19 protein-coding genes and 1 pseudogene are annotated in these 21,671 nt (G+C 44.2%); 10 read left to right on the plus strand and 10 right to left on the minus strand.

Features of this window, described 5'->3' with window-relative positions:
• Positions 1-77 precede the first annotated feature (77 nt).
• On the plus strand, positions 78-446 hold the full coding sequence (locus NLX73_RS22680; RefSeq protein WP_061831662.1) for a DUF423 domain-containing protein: 369 nt from the start codon (positions 78-80) through the stop codon (positions 444-446).
• Positions 447-537: 91 nt separating this feature from the next.
• Here the strand turns inward: NLX73_RS22680 and NLX73_RS22685 are convergent, their stop codons facing one another.
• Both NLX73_RS22685 and NLX73_RS22690 read right to left on the minus strand, forming a co-directional pair.
• Positions 538-1,392 carry a sugar phosphate isomerase/epimerase family protein gene (locus NLX73_RS22685; RefSeq protein WP_254327409.1) on the minus strand — a complete coding sequence of 285 codons (855 nt, stop codon included), beginning with the start codon at positions 1,390-1,392 and terminating at the stop codon, positions 538-540.
• Positions 1,393-1,411: 19 nt separating this feature from the next.
• A complete protein-coding gene (locus tag NLX73_RS22690) occupies positions 1,412-2,146 on the minus strand; it encodes a thioesterase II family protein (RefSeq protein ID WP_254327410.1) in 735 nt (244 codons plus the stop codon).
• 192 nt (positions 2,147-2,338) lie between these two features.
• Between NLX73_RS22690 and NLX73_RS22695 the strand changes: the two are divergent.
• From NLX73_RS22695 to NLX73_RS22705, 3 genes and pseudogenes are all read left to right on the plus strand, one after another.
• Positions 2,339-2,620 (plus strand): annotated as a pseudogene (locus NLX73_RS22695) (glycosyl transferase); the annotation flags it as partial.
• A 95-nt stretch (positions 2,621-2,715) separates the two neighbouring features.
• Positions 2,716-3,840 (plus strand): GGDEF domain-containing protein, encoded by a 1,125-nt coding sequence (locus NLX73_RS22700; RefSeq protein WP_254327411.1) that lies wholly within the window; start codon positions 2,716-2,718, stop codon positions 3,838-3,840.
• A gap of 167 nt (positions 3,841-4,007) precedes the next feature.
• Complete coding sequence (locus NLX73_RS22705; protein ID WP_254327412.1) at positions 4,008-4,526, plus strand: NAD(P)H-dependent oxidoreductase; 519 nt, start codon at positions 4,008-4,010, stop codon at positions 4,524-4,526.
• Positions 4,527-4,614: 88 nt separating this feature from the next.
• Here the strand turns inward: NLX73_RS22705 and ectB are convergent, their stop codons facing one another.
• On the minus strand, positions 4,615-5,877 hold the full coding sequence (ectB, locus tag NLX73_RS22710) for a diaminobutyrate--2-oxoglutarate transaminase (RefSeq protein ID WP_254327413.1): 1,263 nt from the start codon (positions 5,875-5,877) through the stop codon (positions 4,615-4,617).
• A 593-nt stretch (positions 5,878-6,470) separates the two neighbouring features.
• Between ectB and NLX73_RS22715 the strand changes: the two genes are divergently transcribed.
• Complete coding sequence (locus NLX73_RS22715; protein WP_254327414.1) at positions 6,471-7,157, plus strand: response regulator transcription factor; 687 nt, start codon at positions 6,471-6,473, stop codon at positions 7,155-7,157.
• Between the two features lie 5 nt (positions 7,158-7,162).
• On the opposite strand, the gene NLX73_RS22720 is transcribed toward NLX73_RS22715, so the two are convergent.
• The 5 genes from NLX73_RS22720 to NLX73_RS22740 form a co-directional block, all read right to left on the minus strand.
• Positions 7,163-9,724, minus strand: a complete 2,562-nt coding sequence (locus NLX73_RS22720; RefSeq protein ID WP_254327415.1) for a hybrid sensor histidine kinase/response regulator — start codon at positions 9,722-9,724, stop codon at positions 7,163-7,165.
• Positions 9,725-9,869: 145 nt separating this feature from the next.
• Complete coding sequence (locus NLX73_RS22725; protein ID WP_254327416.1) at positions 9,870-11,870, minus strand: methyl-accepting chemotaxis protein; 2,001 nt, start codon at positions 11,868-11,870, stop codon at positions 9,870-9,872.
• A 400-nt stretch (positions 11,871-12,270) separates the two neighbouring features.
• A complete protein-coding gene (locus tag NLX73_RS22730; RefSeq protein ID WP_254327417.1) occupies positions 12,271-14,337 on the minus strand; it encodes a thioredoxin domain-containing protein in 2,067 nt (688 codons plus the stop codon).
• Positions 14,338-14,578: 241 nt separating this feature from the next.
• Positions 14,579-15,583 carry an alpha/beta hydrolase fold domain-containing protein gene (locus NLX73_RS22735; protein WP_254327418.1) on the minus strand — a complete coding sequence of 335 codons (1,005 nt, stop codon included), beginning with the start codon at positions 15,581-15,583 and terminating at the stop codon, positions 14,579-14,581.
• A 422-nt stretch (positions 15,584-16,005) separates the two neighbouring features.
• Positions 16,006-16,278, minus strand: a complete 273-nt coding sequence (locus NLX73_RS22740; protein ID WP_076161227.1) for a CD3324 family protein — start codon at positions 16,276-16,278, stop codon at positions 16,006-16,008.
• A 398-nt stretch (positions 16,279-16,676) separates the two neighbouring features.
• On the opposite strand from NLX73_RS22740, the gene NLX73_RS22745 reads away from it, so the two are divergent.
• Together NLX73_RS22745 and map are read left to right on the plus strand one after the other, a co-directional pair.
• Positions 16,677-17,399 (plus strand): TetR/AcrR family transcriptional regulator, encoded by a 723-nt coding sequence (locus tag NLX73_RS22745; RefSeq protein WP_254327419.1) that lies wholly within the window; start codon positions 16,677-16,679, stop codon positions 17,397-17,399.
• Positions 17,400-17,425: 26 nt separating this feature from the next.
• Positions 17,426-18,172 carry a type I methionyl aminopeptidase gene (gene map / locus NLX73_RS22750; protein WP_254327420.1) on the plus strand — a complete coding sequence of 249 codons (747 nt, stop codon included), beginning with the start codon at positions 17,426-17,428 and terminating at the stop codon, positions 18,170-18,172.
• A 206-nt stretch (positions 18,173-18,378) separates the two neighbouring features.
• Here map and NLX73_RS22755 read toward each other — a convergent pair whose 3' ends face one another.
• On the minus strand, positions 18,379-18,882 hold the full coding sequence (locus NLX73_RS22755; RefSeq protein ID WP_254327421.1) for a DUF2798 domain-containing protein: 504 nt from the start codon (positions 18,880-18,882) through the stop codon (positions 18,379-18,381).
• Positions 18,883-19,180: 298 nt separating this feature from the next.
• Here NLX73_RS22755 and NLX73_RS22760 point away from each other — a divergent pair, with 298 nt between their 5' ends.
• Positions 19,181-19,711, plus strand: a complete 531-nt coding sequence (locus NLX73_RS22760) for a DUF4303 domain-containing protein (RefSeq protein ID WP_254327422.1) — start codon at positions 19,181-19,183, stop codon at positions 19,709-19,711.
• A 184-nt stretch (positions 19,712-19,895) separates the two neighbouring features.
• On the opposite strand, the gene NLX73_RS22765 is transcribed toward NLX73_RS22760, so the two are convergent.
• The gene (locus NLX73_RS22765) at positions 19,896-20,621 is read right to left on the minus strand and encodes an RNA polymerase sigma factor (RefSeq protein ID WP_254327423.1); all 726 of its coding nucleotides are present in this window, start codon (positions 20,619-20,621) and stop codon (positions 19,896-19,898) included.
• A gap of 199 nt (positions 20,622-20,820) precedes the next feature.
• On the opposite strand from NLX73_RS22765, the gene clpP reads away from it, so the two are divergent.
• Positions 20,821-21,405, plus strand: coding sequence for an ATP-dependent Clp endopeptidase proteolytic subunit ClpP (gene clpP / locus NLX73_RS22770; RefSeq protein ID WP_254327424.1), 585 nt, complete (start codon positions 20,821-20,823; stop codon positions 21,403-21,405).
• Positions 21,406-21,464: 59 nt separating this feature from the next.
• Positions 21,465-21,671 carry a hypothetical protein gene (locus NLX73_RS22775; RefSeq protein ID WP_254327425.1) on the plus strand — a complete coding sequence of 69 codons (207 nt, stop codon included), beginning with the start codon at positions 21,465-21,467 and terminating at the stop codon, positions 21,669-21,671.

Here is a 21,671-nt window from a genome sequence, read left to right on the forward strand (position 1 = left end):
TATAAGTTTAGAGATTCACAAGGAAAATTGACGAAATCGATTGGAATCGGTACTATTTCACAGGGAGGCGTTAAAACATGAAAATTTTGCTATTGCTTGGTTGTATCGTGATGTTTTTAGCCGTAGCTCTGGGAGCGTTCGGCGCGCATGCATTGAAAAAAAGACTTTCCGCAGACATGCTCAGCATATTCCAGACAGGAATTCAATATCAAATCGCTCATGGACTGGGTTTGCTACTGCTTGGAGTTCTTGCTGACAGCCTTGTCCATTCTTCTCTCATCGTAACCGCAGGTTGGGTTATGCTGGTGGGTATTCTCCTGTTTTCCGGCAGTCTGTATGCCCTTAGTATATCCGGTGTGAGAAAGCTTGGGGCAATCACTCCCCTTGGCGGGTTGGCTTTTTTGGCAAGCTGGGTCATTGTAATCGTGGCGGTTGTGCAAGGTTAAAGAAGGATAAAGGAACGGAGACTTGGAAAAGGAGGCGCTTCCAAGTCTCTCAATTATTAACGCAGCATTCCTGATTATATGAAAGAATACACTATCTCGTCTGCACTTGTTGCGCTTTCTGAGCGGCTATCCGATGACCTTCGATATAACGTCTGGATTCAGCCATCTCATGCTCCTGAGCAGCTTCCATAATAATATGAACCCCCGGCTTGTACTGCTCCAGTAGTTCCATGTAGAGGCCATAGTTCATGTCTCCAAAACCCGGCGGCACCGTCTCAATTTCACCTGACGATGACAACCGCCGGTCTTTGGCATGCGCTGCGATAATCCGGGGGCCCAGCAGTTGGAAAGCTTCGCGGATGATCTCATCCTGTTGCGCCAGATTTTCCGTTTTCAGCAGATTACCCGGATCAATCACAACACCGATGTGTGAAGAAGGTACTTCCTCCAGAAAGGTAGCCAACTCTACGGCGGTTCCGACCAAGTGATCGTTTGCAGCTTCCAATCCTACGAATACGCCCCACTTCTCCGCTTCAACTGCTAATTCACGCACTACTTCCCTTACAACTCTCCAGTCACGTTCCGTATAGGCGGTACCGTCCTCATGACGTCCGACTTCAGCTGCAACCATTGGTGCTCCTAACAGACCCGCATATCGGATCAGCTCTTTGAAGCGCTCTACATTTTCACGCAGCAATTCCTCATCCTGTATAAAAAAATGTAAATAGCACCCGAGCACCGATATGGATACACCATGCTTGCGAAATTCTTCTGCGATAGACAGTGCCAATCCCGGATTGAACTTACCCGGTTTATTAAAATCTACATCACTGATCGCTCTCCACGGAGCCAGCTGAACATGAGTAAAGCCCGCTGCGCCTACCTTTGCAGCCAATTCACGATAAGGCAACTTGCCAAACAAATGTGCCAATACACCTACTGTCACTAAAAATCACCTCTTATTTTTATTGTTGTATGCTACTTGTTACCGTACTCTGCTCCAAGGTCTCATTGATGATGTGCGTAATCCGTTCCACTTCATCATGAATAAAAAAGTGTCCTCCCTCAAAGGTAAACATACGAAATTGCTGATCCGTATGGTGTGCCCATGCCTCCGCATCTTGTAAGGTCACCGTGTTATCGGTCATTCCCGTCAAAGCGGTGATAGGACAATGTAAAGGTACGGCTTTAGCCATGTACTTGTACAACTCGACAGCTTTGAAATCCGCTCTTAACACTGGCATAAAATAGTCGTATAATTCCCGATTGTCAAAAATCGCTTCCGAAAGCTGACCGTACCGCTGCAAATGCGTCCTGAACTGATCTGCGGGCAGATCATGCAACCACGGGGAGTTTCTTGGGACATGCGGTGCCCGTCCACCCGAAACGAACAGATGTGCAGGCTTGCCATATCCACTCGCCACCAGCTTGTAGTACAGCTCGAATGAGATCATCGTCCCCATACTGTGTCCGTATATGGCATAAGGATCGCCCGGGGCTATCTCTTCGCTGATCTTGTGCAACAGATCCTCGCTCATCTCCTCAATGCTTTCCTTTAGCGGTTCCCCAGAACGAATACCTCTGCCCGCTAATTCCAGTGGAACAAGCTTGATCTGCGGAAGTAGCAACTTTTTCCATTTGAAGCTGACCGACGCCGATCCGCCTGCATACGGGATAAAAAATAATGTGATAGGTGCCATTCTTGCAACCTCCTGCCTTGCTAAGTTCTAACTTTTTCATTTTAGCATAAAAAGGTATATTTACCCATTTCGAATATTTTGCAAATTCCAGAAGAATGCTTGAGAAAATCAAGCACATTTTGTATAAGGCAGGAAATGTCTTTCTAAAGAAAGAACGGCTTTATCTTCGAATATAATCATGTGTTGGGTCTTTTGACGGGTACAGCGGCATGGATAGCTATTACTCAATCCATTCTCGGTATTCAGCCCGAATGGGATGGTCTGCGTATTGATCCGTGCATTCCTACAGCCTGGGACGAATTCACAGTCACCCGTGTCTTCCGCGGTGATACCTACGTGATTCATATCACGAATCCACAGCATGTCTCCAAGGGTGTAGTTACAGTTACCTTAGATGGCACCGTCCTTGCGAATAATATCCTGCCGGTTGCAGGGGACGGGGCTATCCACCAAGTAAAAGTGTTGCTAGGCTAACAAGTTCATGGCCTTCAAAAAAATTAGCTTCAACTTCATCACATAGTATCTTATAATACGAGAATGGCTAAAGATACATTAAGTGTGGTGACATCATGAACAAGACAAAACGGCTTACTCAAACCATGGATTACAAAACAAAACAAGCCCGCTGGGTGCGCAAAATGTTATTACTATATTGGATGATTATAGCTGTACATTTTATCGTCCAGCTGGGCAGCTACTTATTTCTTGATTACCACGCTTCGCCTTATGAATTTTACGTCGGAACCCTTATTATTCCCACGCTAATCATGAGTGGTTCCAACTTACTGGCAGAGTTGGCTCATTTTAAATTTAACAGGTATTCTTTTGCGATCCTGTTTATGGCAAGCACCGTCATTTGCTGGATGATTATTCGCCTAAATTATGATATCCGGATTATTCCTGCGCTATGTTTGTTGCCTATTTTCTCTTCTATTCTGTTCTTCAATCGTCGCTTAATATGGCTTTCCTTTGTATTGCAAGTGGTCGTCTTTTTTCTGTTGCTGGCAGCAGATGAATCATTCCGCAGCTATTTGTCAGACTTTGATATCGTGGCGATTCCAACCTTTTTAATTATGTCCACCTTTCTTGCTCTCATTATTCAGGCCAGCGGCCGCGATTTGTTAGTGGATTTGTATAAAACAAAGCGTGCCCAACAGGAATTAATGATCAGTAACGCGATTATCAGCAAAATGTCAATGACTGATGGTTTGACAAAGCTGTACAATCATTTGTCCTTTCAAAACTTTTATGAAAAAGCACTCGAATATGCCGAACAAGGCGCGATCATCCATCTGGCGTTAGTGGATATTGATAATTTCAAGAAGATCAATGACACTTACGGACACCAGTTCGGAGATAAAATTTTGGAAGGCATCTCGCAAATCATTACAGAACAGATTACCGCAAATGACATTGCAGCTCGCTATGGCGGTGAGGAATTTGCTATTTTGATGTTCGAGCATACTTTCGAAGAAGCTTATCAGATCGTCGAAAACATCCGGCGTGAAGTGGAGAAAATGACCTTTCAGGAGAAATTGCAGCTCGTTTCTGTAACCGTAAGCATTGGACTGAAAAGCTATACAGAGGAAATGAACAAAGATAAAGATGTATTTTTTCAGCAAGCAGATGACTATCTGTATCAAGCTAAGCGCTCTGGGAAAAACAAAATTGTTGCTCTTAATCATATCGCTTAATGTAAAAACACTTCATTTGATGGACTCCGGCATGAGCTTGCCGGAGTCTTTTGAATATAGAGCTTAAAATGTAATAGAGTTGACAATTCCATAAGTTGAAACTAAAATTGTTACATATGTATTGGTTATTTACTTACAATAAATAAGTTCGAAGGAGATGGTTTTAAATGTCAACCCTCGTTATTGTCGTTCACCCTGATCTTGCGCAATCTCGCATCAACAAAAGATGGGCGCAAGAACTCAAGAAACAATCCGACGTGACCATTCACAACCTGTATGAGGTATATCCAGATGAGCAAATCAATGTCGCCCAGGAGCAGGAACTGCTAGAGCAGCATGACCGTATCGTTCTGCAATTCCCTTTTTACTGGTACAGCACTCCTTCCCTGCTGAAAAAATGGCTGGATAAGGTTCTAACCTACGGCTGGGCTTATGGAAGCGAAGGTGGCAAGCTACAGGGCAAAGAGTTGTTGATCGCCTTGTCTGCTGCCAGCGTTGAGGAAAATTATCAACATGACGGACGGAACAGGTATACGATCGAAGAGCTGTTGAGACCTCTGGAAGCTACAGGCCATATGATTGGTGTCAAATTGCTCCCTTATTTCGTACAATATGGTGCTGCAGTATTGACCGATGAGCAACTAGAACAATCCGCACAAAAATACGCGCAAACGGTTATTTCTTAATTTTTTACTAGAAAGCCCCTTGGACGACGCCCGCCATACCTGCTTTACAGCAGACGGCAGCTCCAGCCAAGGGGCTTTACTGATCGATTTACATCGTAACCAAGGTACTGGTTACTTGTGCCATACTTTCTTTAATAATTTCGCAGCCCTTACGCAAGTTTTCCAAGCTTATCGTTAACGCTGGCATAATTTTAATTACCGTATCGTTACGCCCAGCACGTTCAATAATGAGTCCCCTACTAAAGCAGAGAGACGCTACCTCCTTGGCGAACGCTTCTCCCAGATGAGACACATCAATCCCCCAGATCAATCCCATGCCACGAATTTCAATAAGAGGATCTATCGATTGGATATGTTCACGCAAGAACTGCTGAACAAAAGCCTCTTTTTCCTTCACTTGTGCTTCCAGCTCTGCCGTATCTCTGAACTCCAGCGCAGCCTTTGCCCCGACGAAAGCAAGCTGATTTCCACGGAAAGTGCCGTTATGCTCACCCGGACTCCATATATCCAATTCTGGCTTCAGTAGCAACAGAGACATTGGCAATCCGTATCCACTGATCGATTTGGACAAAACAACCATATCAGGAACAATTCCCGCCCGCTCGAATGAGAAGAACGATCCAACCCGGCCGCAACCGACTTGAATATCGTCAACAATGAGCAAAATATCATGATCATCGCACAGCTGTCGCAAATCACGCAGCCATTCGGTCTCTGCAATATGAATACCGCCTTCAGCCTGTACCGTTTCCAAAATGATCGCGGCAGGCTTTTCCACACCCGAATGGGTGTCTGTTAAAAGCTGCTCCATATACAAAATGGTATCCATTCCGTTAAATGTGCTGTTATAAGGTATGAAGGTAACATTGTTCAGGGGGACCCCTGCGCTCTCTCGCATGGAGTTGTTGCTGGTAATAGATAAACTACCCAGCGACATCCCGTGGAACGCACCCATAAAAGCAAAGATACCATTTCTGTTTTTCACCTTGCGTGCAAGTTTCAGTGCTGCTTCCACTGCATTAGTTCCGGTCGGTCCGCAAAATTGCAGCTTATAATTCAAGCCCTTGGGCTGGAGAATACGCTCTGAAAAAGACTCCATAAACTCTTGCTTGGCCGTCGTGTACATATCCAGACCATGCATAATCCGATCGGAAGTTAAATAATCCAATATCCGGTTTTTCATAAAATCATTATTGTGCCCATAGTTCAAAGCCCCTGCACCGGCAAAAAAGTCAATGTAACCCTTGCCTGCCTCCGTGTACAGTACATCGTTTTTAGCTTTGTTGAAAACAACTGGAAAACTTCTGCAATAGGATCTTACATTGGACTCCAGCACTTCGAATGTGTTCATGATCTCTCGTCCTCCCGCTGACCTGATTTTAAAAAATACAAGCATGGAAAGCAAAAAAATGTAAATATGTAATCTAAAAGAGTAGACAGTCTGAATTCACAATGGGATATCCACACCAAAGAATCATAAGTATGATCGCAAGAACAATTAAAGTACGAAAATTAAATACAGAGATAGCACATTGAGAGTAAGTTAGTAGAAGATTAAATAGTGGGTTTTTCTCTAAGAGGCCTATCAGAGGATGTCAACTCCTATGTAATAAAATACCATAATTTTCATTTAAGTCAATGCATGTTTCTGAGGTGTTTTGTTAATTTTTTGTAATTTATCATCAACGACTTGTAGTATATTGTTATAAAAAAACGAAAAATGTCGTATTATAGAAATAAATCTCAAAAATAGTACATTTCCATATCAAATAGATATATATCTGGACTATTTGTCCACAGGATTGCCACAACAAGCCTGATCTTTTGACAGACTGTCCAAAGGAGTTTACTCTATCAACAGGACCTGCCAAAAACTTGTTGTAAACATTGCAGTTATCCTAACTATTTGGCTCGAATTTGATAGAAAGATAAGGAAATATGATCATGTCTAATGTTTTAATTATTGAAGATGACAATATGCTGGGAGATACCCTTTCCTTGTATTTAACAGGAGAAGACTACAACGTTACTCGAGTGGAACAAGCGTCTGAGGGTATTGCTAGGCTTGAGATCGTACAGCCTGATATTATTTTGCTGGATCTGTTGCTTCCAGATTTGGATGGAATGAATCCCTGCCCACTGATACGCAAGCATACGGACGTGCCCATCATCGTGATTTCTACAGAAAACAACATATCAGAGCGCATTCGTACACTTACGTTGGGAGCAGATGATTATATTTGCAAGCCTTTTAGTATGCAAGAGCTAAAAGCACGGATAGAGGCTCTTTTCCGTCGTATTGAAATCACACGCTTGCAAGGAAGAGGCAGAGCACCTGAACCTGAAACGGGCATTACTTTGGATCTAGCGAAAAGAATGATTACCGTTAACGGACAGGATGTGGAGACAACATATTCAGAATTCGAGCTCATGAAGCTTTTTTATTTGAACCGGGGAATTGTATTCAGTAGGTATGCTTTGATTCAGGCTCTCCGTGGCACAGACTCCTTTATTAATGAGAGGGCTGTGGACGTACATATTAACCACTTACGCAGAAAAATCGAAAAAGACCCTAAGAAACCGCAATTGATCAAGACCATCTGGGGAATCGGCTACAAATTTATGCAATAATACGGTCAGCTCCAGGGAAGTGATGACTTGATCTGATTAATCTCCTTCTGAACCGTACTGAGTTGCTCTTTCCAGTCTGAATACAGTTCACCTGTTGAGGTTTCATTACTGCGCTTCAATGCCTTTTCCAGCTCTATTACCTTTGCCAGCAACTCAGGCGCACACAGGTTCCCCGTTCCTCCCTTAAGCGAGTGGATTAATCGAAGAGCAGAAGATAACTGCCCATTGCCCATTTCTTTTAGAACTCTCTTATCAAGATGCTGGTATTCTTGAATCCATTTATAAAGGGCAAATTGAAAAATATATACCTTGCCATCCATAGCGGCTATCGCCTGCTCTGCGTGAATACCATGTAAATCTTGCAGCCACGCTAAATTAATCCAGCTAGTTAACACTCTAACAGCGGTCAGTTCATGGATAGGCTTGAGAAGCACGGCATTAATACCCGCACGAAGACAAACTTCCTGTTCATGCTGCACAGCATCAGCGGTAAAAGCGATAATGGGAAGCCTGTTAAAAGCTTTGTTTCTCCGAATATGTCTCGCTGTCTCAAAACCATCCATCTCTGGCATATGCAGATCAAGCAACACCATATCCCAGTAACGCAGTTCCAGTAACGCTATTAGTTCTCTTCCGTTCGTGACCATCGTTACCTCAATGTTACGCTCTGCTAAAAACTCGCTAATCACCACCTGGTTAATTTCGTTATCCTCTGCTATGAGAATTTGATACTTCTGTGTTGTATCCCCCATCTCATTGCGGGAACTCATGGTCACATAAGTCTCCAGAGTATTACCATCTGCAGGCACTGACTGTTCCTTCTTCAAGCAGAGAACCTCCAGCAGAGCGTTCCGGGTAACGGGCTTGGACAAAAAGGCATCGATCCTATGATCCATGTCCCCATCAGCTATGGTTTCCATCTGAAACACGGTTGTAAGTCCAATGATCTGAGTTATCTGCCTATCCAGCATTTGAAGCCATTGCCTCCGGGAGTCCAGTTCTCTAAAACCTTCCATCCCCATATCAATGATAACAAAATCAAAATGCTCACCCTTTTGAAAAGCGTCCATACTTTCTTGGAAGGATGAAATAGTGAATGGTTTTAGCCCCAAATCTTGCAGTAGTTCGTTCAAACTGTACCTCACCAGTTCATGCTGCGCAACAATTAAGGCTTTGCCTTTGATTTGTTTTTCTATTTGTGTGCTTCCCGCATTCAATTCCCCGGTATCCAACTCGACATTAAAGTAAAATTGACTGTACTCTCCTAATTGGCTTTTCACTTCTACTTTCCCGCCCATAGCTTCAGCCAAATGCTTGCTAATGGCCAAACCCAGCCCAGAGCCCCCATATCTGCGGCTGGTTGAGGTACTCGCCTGGATAAAAGGGACGAATAGCTTGTCCATACACGTCTCGGAAATTCCTATTCCCGTATCTTCTACCATAAAAGAAACGCCTACTCGTCCGCCCTGCTGACTGAGCATTTTCACCTGTAACAATACATGTCCCTGATCCGTAAACTTGATGGCGTTGGTCAGAAGATTTGAAAGCACCTGCTCCATTCGAAGCGGATCTCCCTTAAACCTTTTCGGTAACGCCAGGTCCGTTATAAATACAATCTCTATTTCCTTATCTTCCAGCAAAGTTCCAACGGTATCTGCGAGATGCCGAAACATTTTTTCCGGCTCAAATTCTACCTTTTCCAGCTTCATACTACCGGCTTCCATTTTGGAAAAATCCAATACGTTACTGAGCATGGATGAAAGGGTACGCGAGGAGGCAAGAAGCTTGTGGAGGTAATCTCTTTGAACGGCAGTCAGTTCAGTCTTATTCAATAGCTTTGACAGACCGATGATTCCATTCAGCGGGGTGCGGATTTCGTGACTCATATGAGCCAAAAAAATGCTTTTCGCATGGTTAGCCTCGTCCATCTCCATTCTCTTCTGCTCGGAGGCTTTATACTCTGTAATATCCAACACGTGACCGATAACATACCTAGTAATCCCGTCCTCCTTAACCGGATGTAAGGTAATGAGAGCCGAATATTCCCAAAACTCCAATTCAAATACGGTTCGATCACCAAACCAGGCTTGCTTGTAGTATTGACTAAGCTGCTCCATCGTTTCAGAGGAAAGCTCCAATATGTCCCCGAGACGCTTCACATGCTCCCTTTTGTTGTAGTTGACTTGCAGATTCAGACCTACGCGCTCCAGCAATTCCCCTTCAAGCAGCCTATAATAAAATTCATCACCACTTTTCTCCAGCCTGAAGGTAAAACCCGGTTGGACCCGAAGTAAATTCAGCAGATCACGGTCTTTGTTTAACAAACGTTGTCCATATGTATACTTAGCGGTCATTAAAGTGTGCACAAACAGAGTCATGAACATTAGACCAATCCCTAGCTCCAGCAAGCAGGTCAGCAGTGTTTTATCACTTATACCAATACATAAGAGCAGAATTCCTGCCACTCCATAAAATACACCTGTGATCGTCTGACGAACAAGCTGACGCTGAAAAATTAAAACTAACAATAATATCACGATAGCACATAGCATTAAATCTCGAACCAAGTGTTCGCCCCCCTTATAATCTTCCATGTTTTGTACAATAAATCGAAAATATAAAAAAACTCAGGACAGATTCCTTATGCCATAAGGCTTAAAGAACTGTCCCGAGCATTCATTGTACTATAGATTCCATAGGGTTCAAGCTCGTTTAATATTTGAAACGACTGATCATCACCTTCAAATCAGTAGCCATGGTTGAAAGCAACTGTGCAGAAGCTGATATTTCCTCCATGGAAGCCAGCTGCTCTTGTGAGGAGGCGGCAACTTCCTCAGATGTGGCAGCATTACCGGTTGCAATCGTCGCCAGTTCGTTGGCTGTCGCTGCAATCTCTTGTACACTGGCTGATATTTGCTGTGCAATCGCAGCGACCTCCTCTACCTGAGGTGTTGTCTCTCGAATGCCTTCCATCGCATGACCCAGCTTGACAATGGTTGCTTTGGAAATCTGCAGTCCATCCTGCACCTCAGTCGTAACCCTGTCCATCGTCTTCACTGTTGTTTCGGTTTCATGCTGAATTTCGGCAATCAAGGTGGCAATCTGTGTGGCGGATGTCTGAGACTGCTCTGCCAGCTTGCGCACCTCATCAGCAACGACGGCAAAGCCTTTTCCATGATCACCCGCTCTGGCTGCCTCAATAGCTGCATTCAATGCCAGCAGGTTTGTCTGATTGGAGATATCGCCGATAACCTTCGTAATTTCACCGATTTCATGAGAGCGGGCTTGCAAGGTTTGAATCATCTGGTTGGAACGCTCTACTGATTGATGAATGGAATTCATTTGCTCACCTGTCTGCTCAACAGACTTTCGTCCTTCCTCGGCTTGCAAGGCAGATCGTTTGGCCAAATCGGCTACCGAAATCGAGCGTTCAGCGATTTGGGTGATCCCCTGTGCAATTTCATCGAGGGCCACCGAATTATTTTCCAGCCCTGTAGTCTGCTTCTCTGCACCACTGGCTATTTCTTGCACAGCCTGGGACACCTGCTCACTTGCAGCACTGGTTTGTTCCGCGCTTATTGTCAGTTCATTCGAAGAAATTGCGACATGTTCTGCACTGTTCCCTACGTTCTGAATGACAGATCGCAAGTTATTCTGCATATTTTGAAAAGCCACTCCTAATTCTCCGATCTCGTCCTCGCTCTTTACTTGAATGTCCTGTGTCAGATCTCCGGCGCTCACATTTACCGCTTGTTCTTTTAACTTTAAAATCGGTTTGATGATGGAACGGATCAGGAAATAAACGATGAAAATACCAATCACAAGACAACCGACGATGGTTAGTAAAGTGCTGATCAAAATCGGTCCTGCTGCCTCATCGACTTCAGACAAATATAGCGTTCCGCCTATCTTCCAGCCAGTTAGCTTGTTAGTCGCATAGTTCATATATTTGGGCTGTCCTTCATACTCATACTCGTATTCACCAGCATCGCTCTGAAACATGCGTGATTCAATATCTGTAATTTTGGTGCCTGCTTCCTTCGTCGGATGTACAATGTAAGTATGGTTGCTGTCCAGCAATATAGCATAACCCTCATGACCTACTTTAATATTGTTCAACGTCTCTTTAATACCACTTATTTTCAGGTCAATGCCAATAACACCCGATCCATCTGACGTTGCCTTGGACACCGTAACCGTCATTTGCTTCGAGCTTGCCGAAAGATAGGGAGAACTAATCGCTGTCTTTGCTTGCTCCTTTATCGCTTTATCGTACCAAGGTCTGACTCGTGGATCATAATTATCCGGTAATTGCTTCTGTGGATAGGTTGTAAATTTACCGTCCTTCGTACCATAAGAGATGGATTCTGCTTCAGGATGAAGTGCAGCATATTGCTTGAAAAACTCTTCCAGTTTGGCCGCTTGTTCCTCCGTCTCTACCCGATTGCCTTTTAGTCTTTCTGCAAAATATTCTGCGTCATGTACCTTGGGTTCAATAGTACTATCAATAATAAAATTAGTGCGGATGATAGCCTGCTCGGCACTTTCTTCAATCTGGTTTCGAATCTGCTGACTAGCGCTCACAAACGACAAAGCCCCCACGATCATGGACGGTAAAATCAGAAATGCAATAAAGGCGACCATTAGCTTCGTTTTAAAATTTTTGCTGAGCATCCTTGCGACTAACCACTTTTTCCCCGATAACTTCTTCATTAATAAACATCTCCATTTCATTACCTGGATTTCCTAAACTATGGCGAACCTCTTCGTCTTGCCGATGACGACAATCACCCGACAGACTCTCTTTCACATTTTTCACATCTGCTGCTAAAACGCTTGGACATAAAAGATATAAACACGCTAGTTAAATAGGTATATGTACTTATTTTCGAAAACAGAAAGGCTGGTCGGAACCGGTTCTTTGATATAATATACCTAAAAAATATTAAAAAAAATGCGTAGCATATGTTAAGAAAATATTAGTTTCATCTCACTATACCTACCTCTTAATATGAAAATAATCCCCTTGAAGGTAGCAAACATAGGGTCATTTTCGAAAATCACCTTATGCTTACTACCCCCGAGGGGATTAGGTTTGATCGCTTTATTCAGTTCAATCCAACAACACCTTCAGATCTTCAAGCCTGGTAACAGGTGCCTGACAGGTAAAATGCTCACACACATATACAGCTGGTTTGCCTTCCACAAGATTGTAATCACGGATATAGGAAACTGTCTCTGCAATCTCCGACTGTCCTTCATCCTTCAGAATAACGACCGTATTCGGCCTGAACCCCGCTCGAATCGCCTGAATGAACTGTACGGTCTGCGGATCGTCCCTATGACCTACAATCACAATCTCTTTTGTCGTTCCTGTTGCATACAGCAACGCGCTGAGCAAGGCTGAGTAGCCTGACGGGTAATGAGCAACCATGCCGCCAAAAGCCTTAAACTGCTTGGCTGCATAATTCTCCAATCGGGATTCACCCGTTAGCCGTGCAAGCTGCACAAAATTATGAGCCGCAATGCTGTTACCCGACGGAATCGCACCGTCATAGATTTCTTTAGGCTTGGCAATTAGCTGCTCACTATCTGACCCATAAAAGAATAATCCGTCCCGTTCCTCATCCCAGAATAAGTCGATCATATTTTGATTGAGCGTCAACGCCCGTTGCAGATACTCTATATCGAAGGTCGCCTGGTACAGCTCGATCAAGCCCCACACATAAAAAGCATAATCATCTACATAACCGGGATAAGCTGCTTCTCCGTCCCGATAACGTGCCAACAGCCGTCCATTCTCCTGTCTCAAATGGTTCCACAAAAACGTCTCAGCTTTCTGAGCTTGCTCTGTATATCTCGTGTCTCCAAAAGCTTGTCCCGCCTTCGCCAGTGCAGCAATCATCAACCCGTTCCACGAGGTCAAAATCTTGTCATCCTTATGAGGATGAACCCGCTGTTCTCTGGCAGCAAACAGCTTGGCGCGTAGCTTACTAACCCGCTGTTCCAGTTCCTGCTCAGTCAAGTCATGTTTGATCCCATAGGCTTCCAGATTGATATCAATCAGGTTTGGAATGTTGTGGCCTTCAAAATTGCCGTAAGGTGTAATCCCATACAAATCGTTGAAAAAGGCGGCATCCTCATCGCCTAGTATAGCCCTTACCTCAGAGTCGTCCCAGACATAGAATCTCCCCTCTTCTCCTTCGGAATCCGCATCCTCCGCCGAATAAAAGGCACCCCCTGCATCCGTCATGTCTCTTGCGATATATGTAAAGATTTGTTCTGTAATCCGTCGGTACAGTTCCTTGCCTGTCACCTGCCAAGCTTCTGTATACGCGATGGCCAACAGAGCATTGTCATACAGCATTTTTTCAAAATGCGGCACCAACCATTTCTCGTCCACGGAGTATCGTGAGAACCCCATGCCTACGTGGTCATAGATTCCGCCACGGGACATCGCATCTAGCGTTTTCTCTGCCATTTCCAGTGCCTGTTGATTCCCCGTATGCTGTGCATAACGCAGCAGAAAAGACAGGTTATGCGGAGAAGGAAACTTAGGAGCTTCCCCGAAGCCGCCATATTCCTTATCGAAGGTGTGGCTGTATTCATGGAAAGCTTTATTCAAGCTCTGTTCATCCAGTTCACCGCGATAACCTGCAAGCAAGTCCTGCCGCTCATGCTCGGTAAGCACCTGCTCACTCAGCTCCACCAGCTCTTCGGGCTGTTCTTTCCACCGGGCACCCACCTTATCCAGCAGCTCCAACAGTCCGACACGGCCATACTTTTGCTCCTTGGGCAAATACGTCCCCGCAAAAAAAGGCTTCTGATCCGGCGTCATCAATATTGTCAGTGGCCAGCCTCCATGCCCTGTCATCGTCTGGCAGATGGACATATAGATATGATCCACATCTGGACGTTCTTCACGATCCACCTTAATGGATACGTAATCCCTGTTTAATAGCTCAGCCACTTCTTCATCCTCGAAAGATTCTCTCCCCATTACATGGCACCAATGGCAAGTGGAATAGCCAACAGATAGGAAAATAGGCTTGTTATCACGTTTAGCAATTTCAAAGGCCTCATCTGACCAAGGGAACCAATTTACCGGATTGTGTGCATGCTGTAGCAAATACGGTGATTTTTCCTTGGATAGTCTATTCGGTTTGCTGCTCGTTGTCATGGGACATCACCACTTCCGTTGTTGGATTTTATGCTTGCTACTATTTTACCCTAAATGGGTGGTAAAAGTCGGAAGAGATGAAAAAAAGATGATATCAGATTAGAATTACTACATTGTTAAGAAGTATCAATGACTCTCAACCGAATCTATCCATAAATTGTTTATTCAGATCATAAGTAGGTATGAAAAAGCACTGATGGATATTCTTCATCAGTGCTTTATTTACTGCAATCGTACCTTATTAGCGTTTAGCATTATACTCATTAGAATTTATATCAAAGATCTCCAGCGCTTTCAGTAAGGCGTATTCACTTGTTCTGGCCCCTTCTTTTGAAAAATGTGCATCCGGAAACGCAGGAGACATATGATGGTACCCGGGATAGACATGTAATTCCACTAAGACTCCATCAAAAGCCAGTTGTTTTGCAAAAACCAAGGCTTCATCAATGAATAAATCAATGGTACCTATATTTATATAAGTCGGTGGTAACCCGGCCAATGACTTAGCACGGGCCGGCGCATAATACTCATTTACCTCCTCTTGACCCGGTTCTTCCCCCAATACAGATTTCCAGCCAAAATAATTACTTTGTTTTGTCCAAATAAACTCTCCTGCGTATGGATGCTCTGGTGCGGTACTTGTCCGATCGTCTAGCATTGGCCTCATTAATCTTAGATGATGGATTTCGAATTCCTTCTGATCACGAATGTACAAGGCTAGGCCAGCCGCCAGACCGCCGCCAGCGCTGCTGCCCCCTACGGCAACTTTCTGAGTATCTATCCCTAACTCTTCCGCATGTTCAATACACCATTTTAGGCCCGAATAACAATCCTGTAACTGACTTGGCTGCACATGCTCTGGTGCTAGGCGATAGTACACGGATACACAACAGAAACCATGTTGTGCAGCAAGAGATGCATTAGCAGGACGATCCACGACTGGACTTCCTAAGACCATCCCGCCTCCTTGTATCGAATAATATAGAGGCATCTTATGATGCTTTGAATGTTTGGGCTTAATGATTTCTATTTGAATATCTGGACCACTAAAGTAACTTGGCACAACCTTTTTTTCTAATGTAATAGGGAACATCTGCGTTACATCTATTTGTTGCATCATTTGAGATTGATTTTTACGTGCTTCCATTAGTGTAGATTCGGTAAGATTGGTTGTTGCTATTAAATCAACTGCACTGATAATTTCCGGATCAATCAGATGCCTACTTCTACTTTTTTGCTCTCCCATAGTAATCGTTTCCTCACTTTCTTGTTTTAAGACAATGAATCAATACATTTTTCCCTTTAATTGTTGCTGTTGTTTATATTCATATTTTAAAGATTAAAATAAGCTTAATAAATGAAAACAACGATTTAGAATCATTTTTGGCATAAAAACAATAATGAAAAAATGAAGTACAGCCTTTGAAATAGAATGGGTCTGTTGGATCATCGGGGAGGGTGAACGGAATTTTGGGATCAAGAACGGTATGTAAAAAAGCTCAAGAGAGAAAATGAAATGCGAACACACATCAAACCTTTTGCCAAACAAAAAAGACGTGACCGGATTGATTTTTCACCACGATCATCCGGTCACGCCCTAGGCTCACCATGTTATGAGGCCAAAATTAAATTCATTGACGCGAGTATAGCACCACGCCACTTTGCAAACTAGGTATTTTTATGTGAATACACAATTTTCTTAATGGTTTCGGTAGAGAGGAAAAACTCCTTCGCTAATTGCTCGATACTGCTGCTATTTTGAAAAGCATTTCTGATTGCAGCATTTCGCTGTTCAAGCAACCTTCTCCCGCCACTCAAACTTCCCCAATCCATATATTCCGTTTTTGGCTTAGGAATATACAGCGTCTCTCCTTGAACATATTTTTGGATTTCCATAATTAGTTTTTGAGGTAAAACTTTTGTAGCATTCGTATATCTCAATTTTGCTCGCCCCTTATTTTGATTCTTTAAAATAAGGTGCAAAGCCAAAAATATTAAAAAAGCTTGTAGCGTTAAAAATTGTTTCGCCCCATACAAAGTAACGCTTTCCTAATAATTGGCTTTGCATGAGTGTAAGAAGTCACAGACAATCCCAATAGATTCTCCATCAGTAGGCACCCCCTTTTACTTCGCAAGTATAGCATAACTTCTGCTCACCTGGGACCAGCTAAATGATATCAGTACAATCAAACCATTAAAATTGAGCTGATAAGTAACTGATCTTCATTCGTTTATGAGGTGTTGCCGGGACTTTTGTTTGCCCGACTCTTGTTATTCGCAAGCCGATGTTTTATATTGACATAAGAGTAGGTCAAAAATAAAAGAGGTGAACGGACGAGATGTCTCCACGTACGAAGGAACAAAACGAAGAGATCCGGCTGCGGCGTCTGGCGCAAATCCGAAAAGCCGCTGCCGATGTGTTTTTGAATAAAGGGCCTTTACTGGAAATCCGCGATGTGGCCGTGCAGGCGGGACTCGGCTATGGCACGGTATACCATTATTACAGCAATAAGGGCAATTTGCTCCACGATCTGCTGTGGGACGCGTTGGAGCGGGCCGGGGGATGGCTGGAGGCCCCGCGCGCTTCGGCTTCAGGGGAGGCGCCGGCGGGCGGGCATTTCGGCTTGGTTGCTGCGGCGGACACCGGGAACTCGGCTGCCGCGGATTCCCAAAGCAGCAGCCGCGAAACGGCCGCTTCCACAGAGCTTGGCTCCGTCGCCGTCGCCGGCATTCGGCTGCTGCAGCTTTGGGCGGAGGACCACGCCTTGTACCTGCTGCATAAGCTGGGCGGTGAGGGCTTTGCCTCGCTGCCTGAAGCACGCTCTGCCCCGCTCTCGGCTGCCTTTCGCCGGGAGGTGCTCGCGCCGCTTGCCGCGCTGCTGGAAACCGGTCGTGCGGCGGACGGGGCTGCCGCTTCCGGCGGAAACGCGGCTGAGCCACCGTATCGGCTACAGCGCGCGGAAATGCTGCTGGCCGCCTTGGTCGGCTGCGCGTCGCTTTCGCTTCGCCGCGGAAAGCTGCACGAGGAGGCCAAAGATATCGTCCGGTTTTTAAAATTATAGAATTGATAAGGAGCGAATAGACAAAAATGATCATTTTAAAATCACCTAGGGAAATCGAAGAGATGAAGCCGGCGAGCCAAATCGTTGCGGACTGCTACCGCGAGGTGGCCAAACTGATCGAGCCTGGGATCACCACCCGGGAAATCAATGACTTTGTTGCCAGACACATCACCAAGCTGGGTGGCAAGCAGTTTACGAAAGGGTACAACGGTTTCCCCGCCGAAACCTGCATTTCGGTCAACGATGTGGTGGCCCACGGCATTCCTTCGAACCGGGCGCTTATGGACGGCGACTTGCTGAAGCTCGACATCGTCGTGGAATACGGTGGATGGTTTGGCGATTCGTGCTGGTGCTATGCGGTGGGCAATATCCGGCCGGAAGCGCAAAAATTAATGAAGGTGACAAAGGAATGCTTGGATATGGGGATCGCCCGGGCACTCCCGGGGGGCCGGCTCGGCGACATAACGTCGGCGATTCAACAACATGCGGAAGCGAACGGGTATTCAGTCGTACGCGATCTGCTGGCGCATGGGATCGGGCGGAGCCTGCACGAGGAGCCGAGCTACGAGCATATCGGCGTAGCCGGCAAAGGCATTCGGTTAAAGGAAGGCATGGTGTTTACGATTGAACCGATGCTCAACGAAGGTACGTTCCGTATCACGATCGACGACGATCAGTGGACGGCGAGAACGGCCGACGGCAAGTTGTCGGCGCAATATGAGCATACGATCGCAGTTACTGCGGACGGACCACTGATTTTAACGGCCCAGTAAGAATAGAGGAGAACGACGGCAATGCGTCATTTTAGGAAATAAGTCGCCAACCCGCCCTCCTTGGCCTGACGAAAGTTCGTAATCCGAAACGCGAAAAAGCGCTGGTTCCAGCTTAGGACCAGCGCTTTTTTAATGGTTTGTAACTTTACCGATTTACGAAAAACCACGTTGTTATACGGTTTTTTTATTATGCCTTTGGTATCGTGTTACGGATTTACACTCTCTGCTTTGCTAGCCTGTCTTACGTGTATTTTTTTCATTGCAAATCTTGCTATTGGCTGAGCGACCAATATCTCAATCCAAAATGCTACACCAAAATTTCTAAACCAACTGTGAAAGAAGTTCTGAAAAGGTTCTAGGCTTATTTGTTTCGTACCAACCCAAGTTCCTATAATGGTTAGAAGCATAGATAAGACTGTAACATTCAATAAAGTATTCAATAAAACTCTAGCATTAAATCCATCTGTTTGTCCTACGAATTTGGGTATCACTTTACCCACTAACGGTCCTGCAACCAATCTTACTAACAAAAGAACGATAATCCACATAAACGGAATAATCTTTAGCGTTTCTAAATAGTTTTCTTTACTAAAGCCTCGTTCCAATCCCATAATAATGGGGGCGATCGTGTTTACTGAAATAATTGAAATAATCAATAAAAATAATATACCTTCTTTTGCGTTTTGAGGCAGTCTTTCTTCCTTATACATATTGTTTCCCTCCGAAATAATAATATTTCAGATGGTAGACGTATCATGCGACATATATTTTTGGTCATTAAAACTAGTACCAATATCTCTACACACTGATCTAACAATTATAACAACTTTTTTTAAACAAATAAAAGGGCTTTCTAAGTTTATCAAGGTGACATTCGTTAACTGTGACGATCCTTGGATTGTCGCTACAAGACAAGAGCAGCAAGAGAATGAACGCTAGGGTACATGGTCGTGCTAATAATGTAAAATATAATCAAGTATAAAACTGATAAAGGAGTATATGAACCAGATGAACAATTTTCTAAATGAATTTGAGGAAAGATTTAGGGCAGGATTTTTGGATGATCTTAAAAGCATACTGGAAGAAGTGAAGAATGAGCAGGTTTACGCTTGTGCTTTTGGCACAGACAGCGATTTTATCACCTTGTTTCTTGCTGTTAATACGGAGGAATCACTTGTTAGACATATCACAAACATGAAAGCCCAAGACCTGTGCAACAGCAAGGAAGATGAAAATTATTATAGATGGGGATTAAGCGAATATCAATATGGCGATACAACACATCTCAATCATATTAGCAAATTTCTGTATGCAACCGAAAATGTGTTTGACTATACAGATGAAATGATAAAAATTATGGCCAAGGTAGTTAAGGAAACAGACGATGTACTTTTTAATCAATTCGGCCAATCCAAAGAAGATATTATTTTTTTCGTGTCCATGACGGATGATGATATGGCCGAGGAACTGGAAAATCAGTCCGTAATTCAGATGACAAACGCCAAACTAGTTGATGGCTTCTTGCATCGTTATCAATAAAAGTGCGTTTGGAATATTACACTCATTTCGTTTAGGTAGGTTGCTTTGCTAGACAAATTCGCAATGTGCTTGTCCTGTGCATCGCTAGTACCCTCTTGATCTACACGGGTAGTACTAGCGAAGCTGACACTACCCCCGGGTCAGAAACAACTACTATGATCAGCCCCGCATTTCTCTTCGCAAACTACGCCGCTTTCATACTCATGGTATGGGAATTCGTTTGTTTTATTGTAGCGAGACTCCGGTGCAGCTTATGATTGACGTTTCCGATCACCACGTCCGGCTCCATTTCATCCTGATGGGAGAGCATAAGCATTGCTGCAATATCTCCCATCTGATATGCCGCCGTCAACGCCCTTAGAAAAGTCTTCGAGTTTTCACTTTCCGGTAAGGATAACTCTCCTTTGAGGATATCCTTCTTGACTGCTTCAAGCGATTTTCGTGCCCGGTGGAGTGCAACTTTTACCGCTCCCTCCGTTGTTTCGAGCATGTCGGATGTCTCGCTAATCGAATATCCAAACACATCTCGCAGCAAAAAAACAGTTCTCTGAAGCGGAGATAAATGTTTCATTAAGGACTGCAACGCTATCTCGATTTCAAAAGATCCATGATCCGGTACAGTTACTTTCGCTTGTTCCCTATTCAATATTCGAGTGTAGACTGCTTTTCTCCGTATATCATCAATCCAGGTGTTCTTAGCAATTCGTAGCAAAAGCGCTTTGGGGTTTGTATGCTCGAAGCTATTTAACTTACCTAATGCTTTTATCCAAGTGTCCTGAGCCAGTTCTTCCGCATCCCAATTTGATTTCGTAAGCGACAGACAGTAACGTTTCAGGACCGCCTGTAATTCCTCCAAGTTCTCGATGTTTATTGTATTATCTGTCATTTGTATAGAATCATCTATGCGCATAGGTCCTCTCCTCCACAGTCTTATTCTGCCCTTTCCTAGAGCAAAGCCATTTGTTACCTCCAATGTAAACGAACAAGTGGTTGTAAAAGTTACACCATTTACGCAAATCGTTTTCCCATTGAAACCTCCGTATCTTTTTACGGCCTCGGTTCGTTTACAAGGAGAAATCAACTGAAAACGGGAAATTGGGGGTATCAAAATGAGTGCTTATGTTCCTTATGTTGTTGAGCAAACCGCTCAAGGTGAAAGATCGTACGATATCTATTCCAGACTCTTAAAGGATCGTATTGTGTTTGTCGGGGCAGCCATCGATGATCATTTGGCTAACAGTATTATTGCTCAATTATTGTTCCTGGCGGCAGAAGATCCGGAAAAAGAAATTTACATGTATATCAACAGCCCGGGTGGCTCTACTTCCGCAGGATTTGCCATTTATGATACGATGCAGTACATCAAACCCGATGTACACACGATATGTACGGGATTCGCTGCTTCGTTTGGCGCGATCCTGTTGCTGGCGGGCGCCAAAGGGAAACGTTCGGCGTTGCCGAACAGTGAAATCATGATCCATCAGCCGCACGGGGGCGCACAAGGTCAGGCCAGCGATATTGTGATCAGCGCAAAACGAATTTTATGGACTCGTGAAAAGGCAACCCGTATCACAGCGGAACGGACCGGGCAACCTTTTGAAAAAGTCGAAAAAGATATGGATCGGGACTTTTACATGTCCGCTCAGGAGGCACTGGAATATGGTGTTATTGATCAAGTGATAACTTCTTTGTAGAGTATGCTCAAAACCTAATGATCTGCAAGAAACTTCAAGAAATAATACGAGGTGATATCATGTTAGCAAGCTTACAAGGCAAGGAAGTAACTATTCATTTTATAGATGGGACCCATGTATGCGACGGGATACTGGATCAGATTGACGACAAGTTCGTTAAATACCTTACGCAATATCAGACGCTTGTTATTCCTATTACGTCCATTCGCACCGTATCCATTGACATTAAGGAACGGCAACGCCACAGAGTTGGATTCGCCCCTTGA

The sequence above is a fragment of the Paenibacillus sp. CH40 genome, from assembly GCF_024213605.1.
In the GTDB taxonomy this organism is placed as follows: domain Bacteria; phylum Bacillota; class Bacilli; order Paenibacillales; family Paenibacillaceae; genus Paenibacillus; species Paenibacillus polymyxa_B.